At 37.3% G+C, this 16,730-nt stretch carries 17 protein-coding genes and 3 pseudogenes; 13 read left to right on the forward strand and 7 right to left on the reverse strand.

The window, feature by feature from the left end; translation table 11 throughout:
* The first annotated feature begins 48 nt into the window (after window positions 1-48).
* The 3 genes and pseudogenes from QM865_RS03885 to QM865_RS03895 form a co-directional block, all read left to right on the forward strand.
* The gene (locus tag QM865_RS03885; protein ID WP_000091549.1) at window positions 49-516 is read left to right on the forward strand and encodes an 8-oxo-dGTP diphosphatase; all 468 of its coding nucleotides are present in this window, start codon (window positions 49-51) and stop codon (window positions 514-516) included.
* Between the two features lie 206 nt (window positions 517-722).
* Window positions 723-1,490 (forward strand): class I SAM-dependent methyltransferase, encoded by a 768-nt coding sequence (locus QM865_RS03890; protein WP_000342213.1) that lies wholly within the window; start codon window positions 723-725, stop codon window positions 1,488-1,490.
* Between the two features lie 97 nt (window positions 1,491-1,587).
* Window positions 1,588-1,737 (forward strand): annotated as a pseudogene (locus tag QM865_RS03895) (NUDIX hydrolase); the annotation flags it as partial.
* Here QM865_RS03895 and QM865_RS03900 read toward each other — a convergent pair.
* Window positions 1,734-1,811: pseudogene (locus tag QM865_RS03900) on the reverse strand (DNA-binding transcriptional regulator); the annotation flags it as partial. The pseudogenes QM865_RS03895 and QM865_RS03900 overlap by 4 nt on opposite strands.
* Before the next feature lie 136 nt (window positions 1,812-1,947).
* Here QM865_RS03900 and QM865_RS03905 point away from each other — a divergent pair.
* The 7 genes and pseudogenes from QM865_RS03905 to QM865_RS03935 all read left to right on the forward strand — a co-directional run.
* A complete protein-coding gene (locus tag QM865_RS03905; RefSeq protein WP_000207598.1) occupies window positions 1,948-2,925 on the forward strand; it encodes a LacI family DNA-binding transcriptional regulator in 978 nt (325 codons plus the stop codon).
* Complete coding sequence (gene rbsK, locus QM865_RS03910; RefSeq protein ID WP_153192391.1) at window positions 2,922-3,833, forward strand: ribokinase; 912 nt, start codon at window positions 2,922-2,924, stop codon at window positions 3,831-3,833. Before QM865_RS03905 ends, rbsK begins: the two co-directional genes overlap by 4 nt.
* On the forward strand, window positions 3,808-4,206 hold the full coding sequence (rbsD, locus tag QM865_RS03915) for a D-ribose pyranase (protein ID WP_000759835.1): 399 nt from the start codon (window positions 3,808-3,810) through the stop codon (window positions 4,204-4,206). Before rbsK ends, rbsD begins: the two co-directional genes overlap by 26 nt.
* A gap of 13 nt (window positions 4,207-4,219) precedes the next feature.
* On the forward strand, window positions 4,220-5,698 hold the full coding sequence (locus tag QM865_RS03920) for a sugar ABC transporter ATP-binding protein (protein ID WP_112443746.1): 1,479 nt from the start codon (window positions 4,220-4,222) through the stop codon (window positions 5,696-5,698).
* Between the two features lies 1 nt (window position 5,699).
* Window positions 5,700-6,644, forward strand: coding sequence for an ABC transporter permease subunit (locus tag QM865_RS03925; RefSeq protein WP_004248623.1), 945 nt, complete (start codon window positions 5,700-5,702; stop codon window positions 6,642-6,644).
* A gap of 103 nt (window positions 6,645-6,747) precedes the next feature.
* Window positions 6,748-7,713 carry a substrate-binding domain-containing protein gene (locus QM865_RS03930; RefSeq protein ID WP_000789621.1) on the forward strand — a complete coding sequence of 322 codons (966 nt, stop codon included), beginning with the start codon at window positions 6,748-6,750 and terminating at the stop codon, window positions 7,711-7,713.
* 77 nt (window positions 7,714-7,790) lie between these two features.
* Window positions 7,791-7,931: pseudogene (locus tag QM865_RS03935) on the forward strand (NUDIX hydrolase); the annotation flags it as partial.
* Here QM865_RS03935 and QM865_RS03940 read toward each other — a convergent pair.
* The 5 genes from QM865_RS03940 to coaB all read right to left on the reverse strand — a co-directional run bounded on the left by QM865_RS03940 (window position 7,928) and on the right by coaB (window position 10,957).
* On the reverse strand, window positions 7,928-8,443 hold the full coding sequence (locus QM865_RS03940; protein WP_125454474.1) for a transcription repressor NadR: 516 nt from the start codon (window positions 8,441-8,443) through the stop codon (window positions 7,928-7,930). The pseudogene QM865_RS03935 and the gene QM865_RS03940 overlap by 4 nt on opposite strands.
* 12 nt (window positions 8,444-8,455) lie before the next feature.
* A complete protein-coding gene (locus QM865_RS03945; protein WP_001097393.1) occupies window positions 8,456-8,983 on the reverse strand; it encodes an ECF transporter S component in 528 nt (175 codons plus the stop codon).
* A 174-nt stretch (window positions 8,984-9,157) separates the two neighbouring features.
* Window positions 9,158-9,721 (reverse strand): ECF transporter S component, encoded by a 564-nt coding sequence (locus QM865_RS03950; RefSeq protein WP_000747412.1) that lies wholly within the window; start codon window positions 9,719-9,721, stop codon window positions 9,158-9,160.
* On the reverse strand, window positions 9,705-10,256 hold the full coding sequence (gene coaC / locus QM865_RS03955) for a phosphopantothenoylcysteine decarboxylase (RefSeq protein WP_414306048.1): 552 nt from the start codon (window positions 10,254-10,256) through the stop codon (window positions 9,705-9,707). The genes QM865_RS03950 and coaC overlap by 17 nt, the downstream gene beginning before the upstream one ends.
* Before the next feature lie 11 nt (window positions 10,257-10,267).
* On the reverse strand, window positions 10,268-10,957 hold the full coding sequence (coaB, locus tag QM865_RS03960) for a phosphopantothenate--cysteine ligase (RefSeq protein WP_261128212.1): 690 nt from the start codon (window positions 10,955-10,957) through the stop codon (window positions 10,268-10,270).
* 229 nt (window positions 10,958-11,186) lie between these two features.
* Between coaB and QM865_RS03965 the strand changes: the two genes are divergently transcribed.
* The 3 genes from QM865_RS03965 to radC all read left to right on the forward strand — a co-directional run bounded on the left by QM865_RS03965 (window position 11,187) and on the right by radC (window position 16,031).
* Complete coding sequence (locus tag QM865_RS03965; RefSeq protein ID WP_414306049.1) at window positions 11,187-12,857, forward strand: formate--tetrahydrofolate ligase; 1,671 nt, start codon at window positions 11,187-11,189, stop codon at window positions 12,855-12,857.
* 159 nt (window positions 12,858-13,016) lie between these two features.
* Window positions 13,017-15,308 carry a DNA helicase PcrA gene (gene pcrA, locus QM865_RS03970; protein WP_414306050.1) on the forward strand — a complete coding sequence of 764 codons (2,292 nt, stop codon included), beginning with the start codon at window positions 13,017-13,019 and terminating at the stop codon, window positions 15,306-15,308.
* A 42-nt stretch (window positions 15,309-15,350) separates the two neighbouring features.
* Window positions 15,351-16,031 (forward strand): RadC family protein, encoded by a 681-nt coding sequence (gene radC, locus QM865_RS03975; protein WP_033683740.1) that lies wholly within the window; start codon window positions 15,351-15,353, stop codon window positions 16,029-16,031.
* Here the strand turns inward: radC and QM865_RS03980 are convergent.
* The gene (locus QM865_RS03980; RefSeq protein WP_414306051.1) at window positions 16,028-16,717 is read right to left on the reverse strand and encodes a gamma-glutamyl-gamma-aminobutyrate hydrolase family protein; all 690 of its coding nucleotides are present in this window, start codon (window positions 16,715-16,717) and stop codon (window positions 16,028-16,030) included. The two genes, radC and QM865_RS03980, sit on opposite strands and share 4 nt — an antisense overlap.
* Between the last annotated feature and the right edge of the window lie 13 nt (window positions 16,718-16,730).

Below are 16,730 nucleotides of genomic sequence, written 5' to 3' on the forward strand. Positions count from 1 at the left end.
AAAATATAACGAAGATATGTTTTAATAACTTAGAAAGCGAGTAAATTTATGTCCCGTTCCCAATTAACGATTTTAACAAACATTTGTCTGATTGAAGATCTTGAAACCCAGCGCGTGGTTATGCAGTATCGCTCTCCTGAAACTAATCGCTGGTCTGGTTATGCCTTTCCTGGAGGTCATGTTGAAAATGGTGAGGCTTTTGCGGAGTCTGTCATTCGTGAAATCTATGAAGAAACAGGGTTGACTATCCAAAATCCTCAACTTGTCGGCATTAAAAATTGGCCTCTGGATACAGGTGGGCGCTATATTGTCATTTGTTACAAGGCGACTGAGTTCTCTGGTAGCCTTCGCTCTTCAGATGAAGGAGAAGTTTCTTGGGTGAAAAAAGACCAGATTCCAAACTTGGATCTGGCCTATGATATGTTACCCTTGATGGAGATGATGGAAGCTCCTGACAAATCTGAATTTTTCTACCGCCACCGTACAGATGATGGCTGGGAGAAAGAAACTTTTTAGTTCTATGATTAGTCGATAGGTGTTATCTTTTAAAGTAAGGTACTGAAATATAGGCTAAGTATGGTGGTGTAAGTCAACTGAATATCTCTAAATTTCTTATTATTCTTTTCGATCTATATTTTGAACAATCTCCACCTTCAATGTTGAAATCGGAGAGTGTTTTGTTTTATGGTATAATCTTAAAATATGAAAGGAAGTATCAGAAAATGGATGATAAAGTAATTGAACAATATAAAAGTCATGATAATCTTGATATTCGAGTAGAATTGCATAAGAACTATTCAAAAAATAAATTAGGATTTAACAATTGGATATTTTCCAACTACCAAATCACTAATGAAGTAAAGGTTCTAGAATTGGGATGTGGTACAGGAGAACTGTGGAAAAGTAATAGTGATTCTATAGATAAAATGAAGCAGTTGGTTATTACAGATTTTTCTAAAGATATGGTGAGAACAACGAGGTCAGTGATTGGAAATAGAGACAATGTTAACTATGAAATAATGGATATTCAAAAGATTTCTTTTGAGGATGAAACGTTTGATATTGTTATTGCTAATATGCTTCTACATCATGTCAATGATATTCCTAAAGCTCTTTCTGAGGTGAATAGAGTCTTAAAAACAGGAGGAATTTTTTACTGTGCTACATTTGGTGAAAATGGAGTTGTAGATTATTTGTCAAGTTTATTTAAAGATGATGTTAATCAAGATTTGGAAAATAAAACGTTTACTTTACAAAATGGCAAAAGGTACCTGAGTAGGTATTTTAACTCTGTCGATACATTACTCTATGATGATGAGTTACAGGTAACTAGCATAGATGATCTAGTTAAATACATCCAATCCTTTAAAGGAATTTCAGAAATAGGTTCGCTAGAAGAAAAAGTCATTCGTAAAAGATTAGAAGTACATTTTTATAAAGGTGAGTTAATTATTCCTAAAGAATATGGTATGTTTATTGCTCGAAAGTAAAATTAAGGAGAAGCTTTTCAATATACAATCAAGCGGATAGTCTTTAGAGCATACTCCAGCTGGTTCTATATAAAAGTCTCAACTTTTTGGATTTGAAGAAGTTTCTTGGGTGCAAAAAGACCAGCTTCCAAACTTAGATCTGGCGTATGATATGTTACCTTTGATGGAAATGATGGAAGCTCCTGACAAATCAGAGTTTTTCTATCACCACCGTACAGAAGATGGCTGGGAGAAGGAAATCTTTTAGTCTTTTACTAAATAACCAAGTTGGTCCAAGGCCTCTTCGATATAGTGGAGGTCTTGTTGTGTTTCCTGCCTAATAGTAATAGAAGATTAGGGGAAAAAGTAAATACTCTAAAATAAATTTAAAATATTTCTAAAAAAGTATTGACAAAAACAAAGAAAACGCTTACTATATAAATAAGGGAACGGTTCCATAATATAAAAAGGAGGAGTGATGACTACAATAAAACAGGTTGCTGAAGAAGCTGGAGTATCAAAATCAACAGTTTCAAGATATATTTCGAAAAAAGGCTATGTCGGAGATGATGCTAGGGAAAAGATAAAAAATGCTATCAAGAAATTAAATTACACGCCGAATGTATTAGCACAATCTTTGAAAACTAAAAAAAATCAAATGGTAGGACTCTTATTGCCAGATATTTCTAATCCCTTCTTCCCAAGATTGGTTCGAGGAGCCGAATCATATTTGAAAGATAAAGGTTATAGGATTATGGTTGGTACTATTTCAGATCATGATTCGTTAGAAGAATATATAAACCTTTTGTTAAAAACAAATGCAGCTGGTATTATAACAACACTTGACTTTACAAAGGAATTTCCAAATCTAACATTACCTGTTGTTGTGGTTGACCGGATTAGTAAAGATACAGGCTATGGTGTTTTTTCTGATAATCAGTTGGGTGGACGTTTGGCTGCTAAAGCAATTTGGAATGCTGGCGCTGAGCAGGTTATGATCATCAAAGTTTTAGATGATAAAGCTGAGAATATTGTGGAACGATTTGAAGCGAGTTTAAACTATTTGAGGAATAAAAATTTAGAAATTTGTATTGAAGAAAGTGAAACGTTTGACTTTGAAAAAATTCAGAAAGAAGCTAAAGAGAATCTAAAAAGAAATCCAAATATTGATAGTATTATAGCACCTTCTGATATTCATGCGATAGCTTATATTCATGAAATTTTAGCAATTGGGAAAAAAATTCCAGATGATATTCAAATCATTGGTTATGATGATATTGTACTTAGTCAATTTATTTATCCTTCTTTATCAACTATCCACCAATCATCATATAAAATGGGAGAACAGGCTGCAAAGCTAATCTATAATATGGCAAATAAGTTCTCTATAGATGAAGCTAAAATTAAACTCCCTGTTAGGTACATAGAAAGAAATACATTAAGGAGAAAGAAATGAGTAAAATTGTTGTTGTTGGAAGCATTTCAATGGACTTAGTTATGAGAACAAAAAGGATTCCAGAAGGAGGTGAAACGATTTTTGGCGATTCATTTAATATAGTTCCAGGTGGAAAAGGTGCAAATCAAGCTGTAGCTATTGGTAGATTATCCAGTGTTGAAGATAATATTTACATATTTGGGAACGTAGGAGAAGATATTTTTTCAGCAGATTTATTAAGTAATCTGCAAAATAATGATATTTCTACAGCATATGTGGGAACGGTACCACAATCTACAGGAGTTGCACAAATTACTTTATATGGAGGTGATAATAGGATTATTTATTATCCCGGAGCGAATAATTTAGTTAAAACAAATGATTGGAAAAATGAGTGGGAATTGATTAGTGATGCAAGTATTGTTGTATTACAAAATGAAATACCACATGAAGCCAACTTATCTATAGCTAAATTTTGTCAAGAAAATAAAGTTAAGGTGCTTTACAATCCTGCACCAGCTAGAGAAACGGATATAGAGATGATTCCTTTTTGTGATTTTATTACTCCTAATGAGCATGAATGTTCAGAGCTTTTTCCAGATAAGAAATTAGAAGAAATTATTAAAATTTATCCTAATAAAATGATTGTGACATTAGGAGTTGAAGGTTCTATTTATTATGATGGGGCAGCAGTTCAGAAGATTCCTGCTATAAAAGCAGAAGTAGTTGATACTACAGGAGCAGGAGATACGTTTAATGGTGCTTTTGCTTATGCTATCTCAAAAGGAAAAGAGATGAATATTGCATTGTCCTTTGCAACGATTGCTTCACATCTTTCTGTTCAAAGGTTTGGAGCGCAAGGAGGCATGCCGAGTTTGAAAGAAATAAAGGAGCATTCAGGATATGAAGAAATATGGGATTTTAAATAGTAATATAGCAAAACTAGCTGATGATTTAGGTCATATGGATTTGGTTTGTATCGGAGATTTAGGATTGCCAGTTCCAAAAGGTGTTGATAAAATTGATTTAGCATTAAGAAAAGGCAGTCCAAGTTTTTTAGAAGTTTTAAAAGAATATTCAGATCATGTACTTATTGAAAAAATTTTCTTAGCAGAAGAAATTAAGGAAAAAAACAAAGAACAGTGGCAAGCAGTTCTAGATCTTTTAGGATCGAATATAATTATTGAATATATTAGTCATGAAGAATTGAAAGCTATGAATACTAAAGTTAAGGCAGTTATTCGCACTGGGGAAGATACACCATATTCGAATATAATCTTGCAATCAGGAGTTATTATTTAGAAGGGGGTTGCCTATGAAAATTGAAATGAAGAACATTTCAAAATCTTTTGGGAATAATCGTGTTTTAGAAAGTATTGATTTGGTTCTTAATTCAGGAGAAGTTCATGCTTTAATGGGAGAGAATGGTGCAGGCAAATCAACCTTAATGAATATTTTAACTGGACTTTTTCCAGCCACTTCAGGAACTATTTTTATTGATGGAAAAGAAAAAACATTTTCTAATCCTCAAGAGGCAGAACGGTTTGGACTGAGTTTTATTCATCAAGAAATGAATACTTGGCCAGATATGACTGTACTTGATAATCTTTTTTTAGGAAGAGAAATTAAAAATTCGATTGGGTTTCTAGATAAAGCTAGTATGGAAAGGAAAGCTAAAGAAGCATTTAAACGTCTTAATATATCTATTCCTCTCGATGCAATCATTGGTCAATTATCAGTCGGACAACAACAAATGATAGAAATAGCAAAATGTCTATTATCAGAAGTTTCCTTGTTAATTATGGATGAACCCACAGCAGCTTTAACTGATCGTGAAACTGAAACACTTTTTAAAGTGATAGAAGGATTAAAATCTGATGGTGTAGGTATTGTGTATATTTCACATCGGATGGAAGAAATCTTTAAGATTACAGATCTTATAACTGTTATGAGGGATGGGTTTGTAATTGATACCAAGAAAACGAACTTAACTAATGCGGATGAATTAGTTCAGAAGATGGTAGGTCGTGAATTAGAAGATTATTATCCAGAAAAAAAGGCTGAGATTGGGAATATTGTTTTTCAAGCTAAGAATCTTTCTGGTGATGCTTTTACGGATATTTCTTTCTATGTACGTCAAGGGGAAATTCTTGGTTTTTCTGGTTTGATGGGTGCTGGTCGTACTGAAATAATGCGAGCAATTTTTGGAATTGATTCTTTAAAATCTGGTCAAATTATAATAAACGAAGAACAACTGATAATTAAAAATCCTTTTGAAGCAATTAAGCATGGAATTGGTTTCTTAACAGAAGATCGTAAAGATGAGGGATTGATTTTAGATTTTTCTATTAAAGATAATATGACTTTACCTAGTACTCGTGATTTTGTTAAAAATGGCATTTTCGATAATAAAACAAGTGATATATTTGTACAACGTTTAATAGATAGGCTACGAATTAAATCAGGTTATCCAGATAAGGAAGTTGGAACACTTTCTGGTGGTAATCAACAGAAAGTAGTTTTAGCAAAATGGATAGGTATTGCTCCAAAAGTACTGATTCTAGATGAGCCAACTCGTGGGGTAGATGTTGGTGCTAAGCGTGAAATTTACCAATTAATGAATGAATTGGCTGAACGAGGTGTGCCGATTATTATGGTATCTTCAGATTTACCAGAAGTGATCGGAGTCAGTGATCGTATTATGGTCATGCATGAAGGAAGAATTAGTGGAGAATTAACACGTCAAGAAGCTACACAAGAAAAAGTTATGCAACTAGCTACAGGAGGACAATAGTGTGAAAAATACTATGAAGTATATGTCAGAATTGACAACAGTAATAGCATTGATAATTTTAATGGCTGTCATCACTATTATCAATTCAAATTTTTTAACAGCAAATAATCTGTTAAATTTACTATTGCAAGTAACATCAAATGCACTGATCGCTTTTGGAATGACCTTTGTTATTCTAACAGGTGGAATTGATTTATCAGTTGGATCAATTTTAGCCTTGTCCAGTGCGCTAACCGCTGGCCTATTAGGATCTGGAATGCCTGTTACGTTAGCAATTCTCATCTCTTTAATTTTGGGTTGCATTCTAGGTATGATGAATGGGTTATTGATTTCCTACGGGAAATTAGCTCCATTTATCGTCACTTTAGCGACTATGACTATTTTTAGGGGAGCAACACTTGTTTATACAAATGGGAATCCTATCACAAAAGGATTAAGTGATACATTCTTATTTCAATTTTTGGGGCAAGGTTATATAGTCGGAATTCCATTTCCTGTAATTATTATGTTTATTGTATTTATTGTTTTATATGTTTTACTTCATAAAACAGCATTTGGTAAATCTGTATATGCTATAGGGGGGAATGAAAAAGCAGCATATATATCAGGTGTGAAATTAAATAAAGTGAAAATTATCATTTATTCAATATCAGGTATTATGGCTTCAATTTCTGGATTAATTATAACATCACGCTTAAGTTCTGCTCAACCAACAGCAGGTGCTAGTTATGAAATGGATGCTATTGCAGCTGTTGTTCTTGGAGGAACCTCTTTATCTGGAGGTAAAGGTCGTATACTTGGGACTCTAATAGGTGCTTTAATTATTGGAGTTTTGAATAATGGACTTAATATTATTGGTGTTTCAGCATTTTGGCAACAAGTAGTAAAAGGAGTTGTAATCTTAATTGCTGTTCTGATTGATCGTTTTAAAGTTGTAAAACAGTAGAATAATTTTCAATTTTTTTGGAAATAGTAACAATTTATTAGATGACGTACAATAATCGGGATTGAAACTATCCCTATAGATATATATTACGAGGAGTAATAACATGAAAAATATTAAAAAAATTAGCATTTTTGCTTTGTTTGTAACATTTATTTTTGCTTTAGTAGCTTGTGGAAAAACTGGTTTAGGAAATTCATCAAATGATAATAAATCTACGATTCAAAAGTCGGCAAAAGAATTAAAATTAGGAGTTTCTATTTCGACTACTAACAATCCCTATTTTGTAGCTATGAAAGATGGTCTTGAAAAAGCCGCAAGAGAAAAAGAAGTAACTTTGAAGATAGCAGATGCACAAGATGATGCTGCTAGACAAGCAGATGATATTCAAAATTTTATTAGTCAAAATGTTGATGCTTTACTAATTAATCCAGTTGATTCTGATGCAATTGTTACATCTATTAAAGCTGCTAATAATGCAAATATTCCGGTAATCTTAATTGACCGCGGTAGTAATGGAGGTGAAGTCTTGACAACTGTTGCTTCTGATAACGTAGAAGCAGGTAAAATGGCTGCAGAATTTATTACCAAGCAATTGGGAGAAAAAGCAAAAACTTTTGAATTATCAGGAGTCCCTGGCGCTTCTGCAACTGTAGATAGAGGTAAAGGATTTGAACAAATTTCAAAGACAAATTTAGATGTTCTTTCTAGTCAATCCGCTAATTTTGACCGCGCAAAAGCTTTGAATACAGCGCAAAATATGATTCAAGGAAACAAAGAAGTACAAGCAATCTTTGCACAGAATGATGAGATGGCGTTAGGAGCTGCACAAGCAGTAAAAGCAGCTGGTCTTAGCAATGTATTAATTGTTGGTATTGATGGTCAACCAGATGCACATGATGCTATTGCAAAAGGTGATATTACTGCCACTATTGCTCAGCAACCAGCTAAGATGGGTGAAATTGCTATTCAATCAGCAATAGATCATTATCAAGGGAAAAAACTGGAAAAAGAAACAGTTTCTCCAATTTATCTTGTGACTAAGGATAATGTTGATCAACATAACTGGTGATATATTTTTAGTAAGTAGGTAGTTGTTAATTTTCATTCAATGTAGTTTTTAAATATTATTGTTAGTATTTGAGCTTTTGGGTGCAAAAAGACCAGATTCCAAACTTGGATCTGGCATATGATATGTTACCTTTGATGAAAATGATGGAAGCTCCTGACAAATCTGAATTTTTCTACCCTCGCCGTACAGAAGACGATTGGGAAAAGAAAATTTTCTAATCCTTTACTAAATAACCTAGCTGATCCAAGGCCTCCTCAATATAGTGGAGGTCTTGTTGTGTTTCAGCTTCGACTAGGTGGTAATGGATGCCATCTGTCAATTCAGACAGAGGTCTAAAGTCAGAATGCTCGACTTGTTCTAGAAAATGTTGTACATCTCTGCGACAAGACAGTTTCAGCAAGGTTTCAATTTCTCCATAAACGGGATGGTCAATCAAGGTATTTTGAACACGTCCACCATTATCAACGATAGCAAAGAGTTCTTGACCGATTTCTTCAACTTCATGTTTCACTTTGAAAAGTTTGTGAACATAAGGATTGGTTTCAATTTGCTTATAGATGTAGCCACGATTGGTGGATAGGATAGGAGCGCCATCGGCTCTTAAAATTGCAATGTCCTGTACAATGACCTGACGTGTGACATGAAAATGTTCCGCCAAACTTTGGCCATTAAGGGCTTTAGGAGCTTCTTTCAAGAGTTGGAGCAGAGCATGTTTGCGATCTTTTGTCATAGCTTTTCCTTTTTAACGGCGTTTTCGAAGCACTTTATAGACAGCTAGTGCTAATGTATAGTCTACCATACTATGGATAATTGTGCCAAATCCAACTAGTACAAATAGAACATAAAACATATTTTCTACATTGGTACCGGAAGTTGCATAAAAAACGACACAAGCTAATACTTCAGCAAGGGCATGGACAAGAGCTAACACAAAGTTGAAAATCCAGGAAGCTTTTGGTTTATCTAGGGTATCGGGGAATTTTTGTAGGTAAAGAGCCCCCAAAGTCCCAAAAAAGATATGGGAAAAAGCTCGAAAAACGATAACCATGGGATAGCCAGCCATCAAAAATCCGAAGCTAGAAGCTAGGATGACAAAAACAGCCATCAAGGGCGATAAGAACATGGCGATAAAAATAGCAATGTGGCTTCCTAAAGTATAGGAAGCAGGTGGAATGACAATCTTGAAAGGCATAACAATTGGAATCAAAATTGCAATAGCCGTTAAGAGGGCAGTCATTGTCATAAATTGTGTCTTTTTCCGTGTGTTCATAAGAATCTCCTTTTAACTGTATATACACTAGTATAGTATAATAAACAAGAGAATAAATCAAGGATTTACTTAAGTTTATAGGCCATTTTAAATTAAATATTGGTAAAGATTTCACTAAAAAGAAACTGTATAGAGCAAAATCTCCACCTTCAAGCTTGAAAGCGGAGATTGTTTTTATTTCTTCAAGGTTTGTAGTCTTGGAACAATGGCTAGGGTTAGAACTGCGGAAATAACTAATTCAGCAATCGAATTCGTTGAGATAACAGTTGCTAGGAGTTTTTGGATATTACCATCAAAGACATTTCCAAAAAGGTAGAAAATTCCACCAAGTACAAAGACTGTGTTGGTAAGTGAACCCAGGGCACCAGCTAGAATCAGGCCAGTCTTGTTTTTCATTAGTTTATAGACTAGATACGGAGTTAAACCAATCAAAATACGTGGGACAATGGCAATGATAGCTGAGTAGATGTTTCCGTTTGGTACAAATGGGGAGAAGAGGTAGCTTGTTGGTAAAATTGTAATCGTGTTAACGGTCAAACTAAGTAGCCCCATCAAAAATCCAAGTGTGACCCCAACTCGTGGACCGTAGATAATGCTGGCAATAATGACAGGAATATGAACAATGGTCGGTTTGATTGGAAATGGAAAAAGGTTAAAGATAAGTGAGCTCAGAAAGTGTATCACGAGCATGGTTGCAAAAAAGATAGCAATGGGTGCAATATTAGAGCGTTTTTTCATCGAGAGTTTCCTTTATTCTTTCTAAAATAATTGTGAGGTCAGCTAAAGCTCCTCGTCCGTGGTCTCCACAAGCTAGTAGGGATTCCTTAGGAGCAATCAGCTGATAGCCGTAGCTTTCTAATGTTTTCAGATTAGCCTGAGTTGCTGGATGGTCATACATTTTTGTATTCATAGCAGGAGCTATTAGTTTGGGAATATGACTTGGCAAGGCTAAAGCCGTACTGGTCACCATGTTGTCCGCAAAACCATGGGCTAGTTTTGCAATAGTGTTAGCAGTTGCAGGTACTACGATAAATAGATCTGCTTTTTTTCCCAGTTCGATATGATTGACTTGATCTGGATAGGGTTCCTTCATGACATCCAAGTGGACAGGATTCTGTGAGAGTACCTGTAGTGTCAAAGGTTGGATAAACTCTGTAGCAGCCTGAGTCATTAAGACAGTGATTTGATGATCTTGTTTTTTTAGAGAACTGACTAAATCTGCCGACTTGTAAGAGGCGATTGAGCCCGTTACAGCCAAGAGAATATGTGCCATAGCTTTCCTTTCTATGAATGATAGGCTTGAATTTTTTTAAGGAGGAGTTCTGCAATTTCTTCTTTAGTCTGGACTGTTTGAAGCTGATCTTTTTCAACAAAGATTGCACGATGCTGGTTCGCTGAGATTTGAGTGAGGTCATTTGCGATAATCAGGTCTGCTTGGTTCTTGATAAGACTTTTTCTAGCAATCTCGATGAGGTAATCCTCAGAGACATCAACCAGCAGTTTGAAACCAATCAGATGAATAGCAGGGTTCCACTCCTTGACTAGAGAGATGATTTTGGGTGTCTTTTTAAGGAACAAAACTTGAACCTCATCAGTTGAAGAAATCTTAGCTTGATGATTCTGCTTGCTTAAAAATTCTTCTAGATTGGAGCTAGCCTGAACCTCCTCAAGCCCTGTCATATAAACAGGAGTGTAGTCAGACACCGCCATTGAGTGAATTAAAATCTGATAGTCCTTAACACGTTCTTGCATTTCAAGAAGAAGGTCGTTTGTATTGTTAATTTCTCGAATACTTAGATTGGGATGGGATTCTGGCTTCACAGCTAGTTTTGTCGTTATCAAACAAACTTCATGCCCTGCAGCAAGCAAAGTTTCTGTGATGATTTTGCCCAAGCGACCTGTAGAATGGTTAGTGATAGAGCGGACGCTATCGATGGCTTCACTGGTACCGCCCGATGTAACTAAAATTTTCATAGAACTATTGTACACAAAAATAAACGGTAAGTAAAATGAAAGCGATAAATTTTTGGTAAAAACGAAGATTTACTATAGTTTCAAACTATAAAGCCATATAAAATTTAAGAAAGGACACTAAAAACCTTAAAAACAGGGATATTTACGAACGTTTAGAGAGTTTTGGGATGTTAAAAATCTTGTTTTGTGATATAATGAATTATCATATAAGAGGTTAGAGGAGTTTTGAATGAAAACAGATATTGAAATCGCACAGAGTATTGAGTTGAAGCCCATTATTGATGTTGTAGAGAAGCTTGGTATTTCTTACGATGATTTGGAGTTGTATGGAAAGTACAAGGCTAAGCTCAGCTTTGATAAAATTCGTGCAGTTGAGAGCAATCCAGTTGGGAAATTGATTCTGGTTACTGCCATCAATCCAACACCTGCAGGTGAAGGGAAATCAACCATTACCATTGGTCTGGCGGATGCCTTGAACAAGATTGGCAAGAAAACCATGATTGCTATCCGCGAACCATCTCTTGGTCCAGTAATGGGGATTAAGGGTGGTGCTGCAGGAGGTGGTTACGCTCAAGTTCTACCAATGGAGGACATCAATCTCCACTTTACTGGGGATATGCACGCCATTACAACTGCCAACAACGCCCTTTCTGCCTTGATTGACAACCACTTGCACCAAGGCAATGAGCTGGGAATTGATCAACGTCGTATCCTTTGGAAACGTGTTGTGGACTTGAACGACCGTGCTCTTCGCCATGTAACAGTTGGGCTTGGTGGCCCTCTAAATGGTATTCCACGTGAGGATGGCTTTGACATTACCGTCGCTTCCGAAATTATGGCAATTCTTTGCTTGGCAACGGACATCGAGGACTTGAAACGCCGTTTGGCCAATATCGTTATCGGTTATCGCTATGACCGTACACCAGTTTCTGTAGGTGATTTGAAGGTTGAAGGTGCCTTGGCTTTGATTTTGAAGGATGCTATTAAACCGAACCTGGTTCAGACAATTTACGGTACACCTGCCTTTGTACATGGTGGTCCATTTGCCAATATTGCTCATGGATGTAATTCAGTCTTAGCAACAAGCACAGCCCTTCACTTGGCTGATTACACAGTTACTGAAGCTGGTTTTGGTGCAGACCTTGGTGCCGAGAAATTCCTTGATATTAAGACACCAAACTTGCCAACATCTCCAGATGCAGTAGTTATTGTTGCAACCCTTCGTGCCCTTAAGATGAATGGTGGTGTGGCTAAAGACGCTTTGACAGAGGAAAATGTAGAAGCAGTTAGAGCAGGTTTTGCCAACTTGAAACGCCATGTTGAAAATATCCGTAAATTTGGAGTACCTGCAGTTGTAGCAATCAATGAATTTGTTTCTGATACAGAAGCTGAAATTGCAGCCTTGAAAGAACTTTGTGCCTCAATCGATGTACCAGTTGAATTGGCTAGTGTCTGGGCTGATGGTGCAGAAGGTGGAGTAGCACTTGCCGAAACAGTTGTTAAGACTATTACTGAAAACCCAGCTAACTACAAACGTCTGTATGATAATGACCTTTCTGTCCAAGAAAAGATTGAAAAGATTGTTACTGAAATCTACCGTGGTTCAAAAGTAAACTTTGAGAAGAAAGCTCAAACGCAAATCGCTCAAATCGTTCAAAACGGTTGGGACAAATTACCAATCTGTATGGCTAAAACTCAATATAGTTTCTCAGATAATCCAAATGCACTTGGAGCACCTGAAAACTTTGAAATTACCATTCGTGAATTGGTACCAAAATTAGGTGCAGGCTTCATAGTTGCCTTAACTGGAGATGTCATGACCATGCCAGGACTTCCAAAACGACCAGCTGCTCTAAACATGGATGTTGAAAGCGATGGAACCGTTCTAGGCTTGTTCTAATAGTTTAATTGAATTCAAATGAGTTTGGAAATACTATCCAAGCTCATTTTTTATCTAGATATAAGGAGTTGCCTTCTACACGTAACCAGTTTAGGTAAAGATATTTTCCCTGATTTCTGATATAATAGAAATATTGACTTCAAGAGTAAGGAAGAGAAGATGAACGCATTATTAAATGGAATGAATGACCGTCAGGCTGAAGCGGTGCAAACGACAGAAGGTCCCTTGTTAATCATGGCGGGGGCAGGGTCTGGAAAGACCCGAGTTTTGACCCACCGCATTGCTTATTTGATTGATGAAAAGCTAGTCAATCCTTGGAATATCTTGGCCATTACCTTTACCAACAAGGCTGCGCGTGAGATGAAAGAGCGTGCTTATAACCTTAATCCAGCTACTCAGGACTGTCTGATTGCGACCTTCCACTCCATGTGTGTTCGTATTTTGCGTCGTGATGCGGACCATATTGGCTACAACCGCAATTTCACTATTGTAGATCCTGGGGAGCAGCGAACGCTCATGAAACGCATTCTCAAGCAGTTGAACTTGGATCCTAAAAAATGGAATGAACGAAGCATCTTAGGGACCATTTCCAATGCCAAGAATGACCTGATTGATGATGTAGCTTATGCTGCCCAAGCTGGCGATATGTATACGCAAATCGTGTCCCAGTGTTACACTGCTTACCAAAAAGAACTGCGTCAGTCGGAGTCAGTTGACTTTGATGATTTGATTATGCTGACCCTGCGTCTCTTTGATCAAAATCCTGATGTTTTGACCTACTATCAGCAGAAGTTCCAGTACATCCACGTTGATGAGTACCAAGATACCAACCATGCCCAGTACCAATTGGTCAAACTCTTGGCTTCGCGATTTAAAAATATCTGTGTGGTTGGGGATGCGGACCAGTCTATCTACGGTTGGCGTGGTGCTGATATGCAGAATATTTTGGATTTCGAGAAAGATTATCCCCAAGCCAAGGTTGTTTTGTTGGAGGAGAATTATCGCTCAACCAAAACCATTCTTCAAGCGGCCAACGAGGTCATTAAAAACAATAAAAACCGCCGTCCTAAGAATCTCTGGACTCAGAATGCTGATGGGGAGCAAATCGTTTACTATCGTGCCAATGATGAGCAGGATGAGGCTGTATTTGTAGCCAAAACCATTGATGAACTTGGTCGCAGTCAAAACTTCCTTCACAAGGATTTTGCAGTTCTCTATCGTACAAATGCTCAATCTCGTACCATTGAAGAAGCCCTGCTCAAGTCTAACATCCCTTATACTATGGTTGGTGGAACAAAGTTCTACAGCCGTAAGGAAATTCGCGATATTATCGCTTATCTCAACCTCATTGCCAATTTGAGTGACAATATTAGTTTTGAGCGTATTATCAACGAACCGAAACGTGGAATTGGGCCAGGCACTGTTGAGAAAATTCGTGATTTTGCAAATATACAAAATATATCTATGTTAGATGCTTCAGCAAACATCATGTTGTCTGGCATCAAAGGAAAAGTAGCCCAGTCTATCTGGTATTTTGCAAATATGATGTTAGATTTGCGGGAGCAACTGGACCACTTAAGCATTACTGAGTTGGTTGAGGCGGTTCTAGAAAAAACAGGTTACGTCGATATTCTTAATGCCCAAGCAACTCTGGAAAGTAAGGCTCGGGTTGAAAATATCGAAGAGTTCCTTTCTGTGACGAAAAACTTTGATGACACTTCTGATGTGTCAGAAGAGGAAACTGGTCTGGATAAACTGAGTCGTTTCTTAAATGATTTGGCCTTAATTGCAGACACAGATTCAGGTAGTCAGGAGACATCAGAAGTGACCCTGATGACCCTGCATGCTGCCAAAGGTCTTGAGTTTCCAGTTGTCTTTTTGATTGGGATGGAAGAAAATGTCTTTCCACTTAGTCGTGCAGCTGAAGATCCAGATGAATTGGAAGAAGAACGCCGTCTGGCCTATGTAGGAATTACGCGTGCAGAGAAAATTCTCTATCTGACAAATGCCAACTCGCGCCTGCTTTTTGGTCGTACCAACTATAACCGTCCGACTCGTTTTATTAACGAAATCAGTTCAGACTTGCTGGAGTATCAAGGATTGGCGCGCCCAGCAAATACAAGCTTTAAGGCATCATATAGCAGTGGTGGCCTTGCTTTCGGTCAAGGTATGAGTTTGGCTCAGGCTCTTCAAGACCGTAAACACAGTGCAGCACCAAAAACTATCCAGTCAAGCGGTCTTCCATTTGGTCAATTTACGGCTGGTGCAAAATCAGTCTCTAGTGAGACAAATTGGTCCATTGGTGACATTGCTCTCCACAAAAAATGGGGAGAGGGAACTGTTCTGGAAGTTTCAGGTAACGGAGCTACTCAGGAATTAAAAATCAATTTCCCAGATGTTGGTTTGAAAAAACTTTTAGCTAGTGTAGCCCCAATTGAGAAAAAAATCTAATTTTCCATCCTTCTCACGAATAATAAAGTGAGGAGGATTTTTATGTACAGTATTTCATTTCAAGAAGATTCACTATTACCAAGAGAAAGACTGGCCAAGGAAGGAGTAGAAGCGCTCAGTAATCAAGAGTTGCTAGCTATTTTACTCAGGACAGGAACGCGTCAGGCTAGCGTTTTTGAAATTGCCCAGAAAGTCTTGAACAATCTTTCAAGCCTAACAGATTTGAAAAAAATGACCCTGCAGGAATTGCAGAGTCTATCTGGTATCGGCCGTGTTAAGGCCATAGAGTTACAAGCTATGATTGAACTGGGGCATCGTATTCACAAGCATGAGACCCTTGAGATGGAAAGTATTCTCAGCAGTCAAAAGTTGGCCAAGAAGATGCAACAGGAATTGGGGGACAAAAAACAAGAGCACCTGGTGGCTCTCTATCTCAATACTCAAAATCAAATCATCCATCAACAGACTATTTTTATCGGTTCTGCAACTCGTAGTATCGCTGAACCACGAGAGATTCTTCACTATGCTATCAAGCATATGGCGACTTCTCTCATCTTGGTTCACAATCATCCTTCGGGAGCGGTAGCCCCTAGCCGAAATGATGATCATGTCACTAAACTTGTCAAAGAAGCCTGCGACCTGATGGGAATTGTCCTCTTGGACCATTTGATTGTCTCTCACTCCAGTTACTTTAGTTATCGTGAAAAGACGGATTTAATCTAAAGTTCATTAACAACATAGTCAAAGAGGTTTTTATCTTTGGGACGATTTTCAAAAAGAAACTCTGGATGCCATTGGACACCGAGAAAGGCGACATCATCCGTACTCATGACAGCCTCAATGATACCATCTTTAGGATCATGAGCCGCAATCTTTAAGTTAGGTGCTAAATCCTTGATGCTCTGATGGTGGAAGGAGTTGATATGGGAGATTTCTCCATAGATTTCTCGTAGAACGGTATTTGGTTCTGTCACTAAGCGTTGGGTTGTGTACTCGGCGGAACAATCCTGCCAGTGATCTTCGATATCTTGGTACAAAGTTCCACCCATGGCAACGTTAAAGAGTTGTGTTCCACGGCAGACAGAGAAAATGGGCTTTTTCTGTTTAATAGCTTCCTTGATGAGGGCCAGTTCGAAGATATCTCTTTGAAGGTGGTAGTCATCGCTATCAATGGTTTTTGGTTCACCATAGAATTTTGGATCAACATTTTGTCCACCTGACAAGATGAGCTTGTCAACCATACTGATATAGTGGCAGGCCATTTCTTGATCACCAATCGGTAGGATGATGGGAATCCCTCCAGCGTCTTTAATGCCTTCAACAAAGCCTTTTGCCGCGTAGCTCATCATGATGTCATCATCTGGATGAGTTTTTTCGTTTCCTGTAATCCCTATAACTGGTTTTTTCATAAAATGATTTTCG

This window comes from Streptococcus mitis (genome assembly GCF_047462815.1).
GTDB classification, from domain to species: Bacteria; Bacillota; Bacilli; order Lactobacillales; family Streptococcaceae; genus Streptococcus; species Streptococcus mitis_DO.

Excerpts from the sequence above, each read along its gene's own strand:
- QM865_RS03885 (WP_000091549.1), top strand. The coding sequence starts at position 49 with ATGTCCCGTTCCCAATTAACGATTTTAACAAACATTTGTCTGATTGAA.
- QM865_RS03890 (WP_000342213.1), top strand. The coding sequence starts at position 723 with ATGGATGATAAAGTAATTGAACAATATAAAAGTCATGATAATCTTGAT.
- QM865_RS03905 (WP_000207598.1), top strand. The coding sequence starts at position 1,948 with ATGACTACAATAAAACAGGTTGCTGAAGAAGCTGGAGTATCAAAATCA.
- rbsK (WP_153192391.1), top strand. The coding sequence starts at position 2,922 with ATGAGTAAAATTGTTGTTGTTGGAAGCATTTCAATGGACTTAGTTATG.
- rbsD (WP_000759835.1), top strand. The coding sequence starts at position 3,808 with ATGAAGAAATATGGGATTTTAAATAGTAATATAGCAAAACTAGCTGAT.
- QM865_RS03920 (WP_112443746.1), top strand. The coding sequence starts at position 4,220 with ATGAAAATTGAAATGAAGAACATTTCAAAATCTTTTGGGAATAATCGT.
- QM865_RS03930 (WP_000789621.1), top strand. The coding sequence starts at position 6,748 with ATGAAAAATATTAAAAAAATTAGCATTTTTGCTTTGTTTGTAACATTT.
- QM865_RS03940 (WP_125454474.1), bottom strand. The coding sequence starts at position 8,443 with ATGACAAAAGATCGCAAACATGCTCTGCTCCAACTCTTGAAAGAAGCT.
- QM865_RS03945 (WP_001097393.1), bottom strand. The coding sequence starts at position 8,983 with ATGAACACACGGAAAAAGACACAATTTATGACAATGACTGCCCTCTTA.
- QM865_RS03950 (WP_000747412.1), bottom strand. The coding sequence starts at position 9,721 with ATGAAAAAACGCTCTAATATTGCACCCATTGCTATCTTTTTTGCAACC.
- coaC (WP_414306048.1), bottom strand. The coding sequence starts at position 10,256 with ATGGCACATATTCTCTTGGCTGTAACGGGCTCAATCGCCTCTTACAAG.
- coaB (WP_261128212.1), bottom strand. The coding sequence starts at position 10,957 with ATGAAAATTTTAGTTACATCGGGCGGTACCAGTGAAGCCATCGATAGC.
- QM865_RS03965 (WP_414306049.1), top strand. The coding sequence starts at position 11,187 with ATGAAAACAGATATTGAAATCGCACAGAGTATTGAGTTGAAGCCCATT.
- pcrA (WP_414306050.1), top strand. The coding sequence starts at position 13,017 with ATGAACGCATTATTAAATGGAATGAATGACCGTCAGGCTGAAGCGGTG.
- radC (WP_033683740.1), top strand. The coding sequence starts at position 15,351 with ATGTACAGTATTTCATTTCAAGAAGATTCACTATTACCAAGAGAAAGA.
- QM865_RS03980 (WP_414306051.1), bottom strand. The coding sequence starts at position 16,717 with ATGAAAAAACCAGTTATAGGGATTACAGGAAACGAAAAAACTCATCCA.